Source organism: Cetobacterium sp. ZOR0034 (genome assembly GCF_000799075.1).
Lineage (GTDB): Bacteria > Fusobacteriota > Fusobacteriia > Fusobacteriales > Fusobacteriaceae > Cetobacterium_A.
This window is the reverse complement of record NZ_JTLI01000106.1, coordinates 1-3,150: the sequence shown is the minus strand read 5'-3', so window position 1 is coordinate 3,150 and position 3,150 is coordinate 1. Positions and strand designations below refer to the sequence as shown.

Genomic DNA, 3,150 nt, shown 5'->3' with positions numbered 1-3,150 from the left:
TTAAATCTTTTTATTTTAACACTCCCCCGTGTTTATAAAAAACCTTCCTTTTCCCCAAGAGGAAGGTTTTTTATTTATACAGTATTTTTTACCTATTTTACTAGTCTAGAAAAAAATATGTATTGTGACATTGATTTTTTTCTTTTTTAGTAGTATATTCTTACTAAGTGGATTTAATGATTGAAAATTGATAAAAATCGAGTGCTGATATATCTATAAACGAGAATTAGCTAAAAAGGGTGAACAGAAAGTTTTGACTATATAAAACTTTCAATAGAGACTTTTCCTGAGATGTAACTCGGAATCTAGTTCGCGACTTCCTTTGATAGTACCACTTACGAGTATTCCACATATGAGTATCCCTGATATGGGTATCCCTGATATGGGTATCCCTGATATGGGTATCCCTGATATGGGTATCCCTGATATGGGTATCCCTGATATGGATATTCCAGATGTGGGTATTCCAGATGTGGGTGGCCCACAACTGGGAAATGACTCCTATACTAATAAAGATATTACTAAGACTATTTTTAACAAAAAAAAATATAAACAAAAAAAATACTAAACTAACTAAACTAACTAAACTAATCCTTAGTTAGTTTTAAACTGTGTTATTTTTGTTATGAGTATTACAGGACGTTGAAAACTTAAAAGCAAGCTGCTAGATAAAAAAAAGAAGATCAAACACCTTCCATAAGGAATTTAATCTTCTTTAGTTTATAAAAAAGTCAATTTTTTAATACTTTCTTTTACCTACAAGGCATCTATTTTATAAATTTTTAGCTATATATTGTCTATGTCAAAAGAGGGGAGGATTCTTTACAATCTTTCTATTTCAATTTTACATATAAAAAGCAATTTCTTATTTAATTATAATTCACTATTGCTTTTATTAGCTTTATGAAGCTTTTAGTATATCAAAAAATTAAAAAAATTTTGAGTTTTATTTTTTTTAAGTGCATTTTAAGTGCAAAATAAGAATAGAGATACCCCTCTCTGTTACCTCTATTCTATTAGCTTTTTTTAATTTTTTATTTTAATAATTCTGTTAATTGTTTTTTTTATTTTTTAGCTAATATGATGAGTTAATTCATATTTTTCTTCACACCACTTATAAATAGATTCTTCTTTGAACTCATTAATAAAATTTAAACTTAAAGGAAGAGCAATACTATATCCATCATGCAGTATTTTTATTTGACTAAATTCAAATTTCTGATTAATCGGAACATATTTAAATCTTTCACTAATCAATAATTTCTGATTAATAATCCCTATCTCTTCTATTTTTTCATCAATCGTAGCTAGTTTATTCAATATAGAAATCGACTCTTTATCAAACAAGTATATTTCCTCACCACAGATTATATCTTTAAAAAAGTATAATATATCTATTTTAAAGATACTTTCAGTTTTTCTTATCTCTTTATAAAGTTCTTTATATATAAAATATGATATAAAATTGATTATTAATATTAAAGATCTCTTTTCATCTTCTGTAAATGTTTTTAAAAGATAAGTAAATTTATTTAAAATTTTTTTTATTTGCCGAATAGATTTTATATCAATCTCTTTATATTTGTTCTCTAATATTTTAAGTAATAATAGTTTCATAAAATTTTCAAAATCCAACTCTTTATTTTCTACAATTCCTTGCATTGTGTAGTCATAATTTTTATATTCAATTTTAAAAAAATCATTAATATTAACCTCTGGAAACATTAACTGCAAATCAAAAAATTTTTCAAAATAATCTTCGTTCTTTCTATTACAACCATATAAATTTTCAACAGTATATTTTAACTGCTCTTTGTTTATAAGAAATATGAACGTTAAATTATAAATATCAAAAATATGCTTTATCGCTTCTAATAATTCTATTGCATAATTTGGTTTACATCTATCTAATTCATCTAAAATTATAACTCTTTTAGGAGTTCCAATGCCTACACCAAAGCTCTCTTTAAACTTTTTAACTGAATCTTTATATTTTTTATATTCTTCTATTCCTGAACTATCCATCCCTTGAAATATAGATTTTATATTGGTTATATCTTCATCTGTAAAATTTAACTTTTTTAATAAAGCTGTTCCTAATATTTTAGCAACTAATCCAGGTATATTTTTTATTAATTTTTCACCTTTTTCTAGTGTGCCTGAAGATATATTTAAATCACTTTCATTTATTTCTCCAATTAAAGATTTCATAGGATCACTGAAATAATCTGTTTCCCAAGCGTTTATAGCTTTAACTTTTATTTCTTTTTCTCTTAATTTTTCTACCAATACATCTTTCAATAAAGTTTTTCCCATACCCCAAGAGGCATCAATTGAAATAGTTTTTATTCTTTCCTCTTCATTAATATCTCTATCAAATGTTGATTCTATAAGTGGTATTAACTGGTTTACAAATATTTTTCTATTTTTTGTTAACTTCTCGTAATGCATTCAATTCTCCCCCTCATAATTTCTAATAATAGTTTAGTTCCAACTTTTCCAAAAGTCAATTTTATATTCTAAGATTGTATTTAAATAAATTAAATAATATAATTCTAATATAATCATTAAAAGCGAGGTATTACCATGAATAATAAATTAGAGAAAATTTGTGAGTTGAAAAGTGAGTTAGATTATAGAAGACCTCTTAATCAAGATGAAATAAAAAGAATAAAAGAAAATTATATAATTAAAAATACATATAACTCAAATGCTATCGAAGGAAATACTCTTACTGAAATGGAAACTAGATTTATTATCGAAACTGATTTAGCTATAGGTAAAAAATCTTTAAAAGAACATTTACAGATTAGAAATTATAATAATGCTTTACTATATATCGAATCATCGAGAAATGAAATTTTATCTGAAGAAAATATAAAAACTATTCATACTGTACTTTTAGATGGAATTGATCGTATTAATAAGGGTAAATATCGAACTACCGATACTTTTCAAGAAATACACACTTTATTATCTTGGTATACTTCTGAACCTGTTACTATTAAAAGAATTATTGAATTTACTTGTAAATTCATTAATATTCATCCTTTCATTGATGAAAATGGTAAAACTTGAGGGTTTCCCAAATTTAGTGTAAATTGTAAAAATTGAATATATATATTTTACCTTCTTGGCTATTAATTTGTA

The 3,150-nt window shown here is 24.5% G+C and carries 3 protein-coding genes; 2 read left to right on the top strand and 1 reads right to left on the bottom strand.

The features are described 5' to 3' along the window. The first annotated feature begins 352 nt into the window (after nucleotides 1-352). Nucleotides 353-568: a hypothetical protein gene (locus L992_RS13620; protein ID WP_047396651.1), complete on the top strand. Its 216-nt coding sequence runs from the start codon at nucleotides 353-355 to the stop codon at nucleotides 566-568. Between the two features lie 503 nt (nucleotides 569-1,071). Here L992_RS13620 and L992_RS13255 read toward each other — a convergent pair. Continuing rightward, nucleotides 1,072-2,451 carry a P-loop NTPase fold protein gene (locus L992_RS13255; RefSeq protein WP_052194006.1) on the bottom strand — a complete coding sequence of 460 codons (1,380 nt, stop codon included), beginning with the start codon at nucleotides 2,449-2,451 and terminating at the stop codon, nucleotides 1,072-1,074. A 135-nt stretch (nucleotides 2,452-2,586) separates the two neighbouring features. On the opposite strand from L992_RS13255, the gene L992_RS12720 reads away from it, so the two are divergent. Further along, complete coding sequence (locus tag L992_RS12720) at nucleotides 2,587-3,078, top strand: Fic family protein (protein WP_047396652.1); 492 nt, start codon at nucleotides 2,587-2,589, stop codon at nucleotides 3,076-3,078. Nucleotides 3,079-3,150: the final 72 nt, after the last annotated feature.

Excerpts from the sequence above, each read along its gene's own strand:
- L992_RS13620 (WP_047396651.1), top strand. The coding sequence starts at position 353 with ATGAGTATCCCTGATATGGGTATCCCTGATATGGGTATCCCTGATATG.
- L992_RS13255 (WP_052194006.1), bottom strand. The coding sequence starts at position 2,451 with ATGCATTACGAGAAGTTAACAAAAAATAGAAAAATATTTGTAAACCAG.
- L992_RS12720 (WP_047396652.1), top strand. The coding sequence starts at position 2,587 with ATGAATAATAAATTAGAGAAAATTTGTGAGTTGAAAAGTGAGTTAGAT.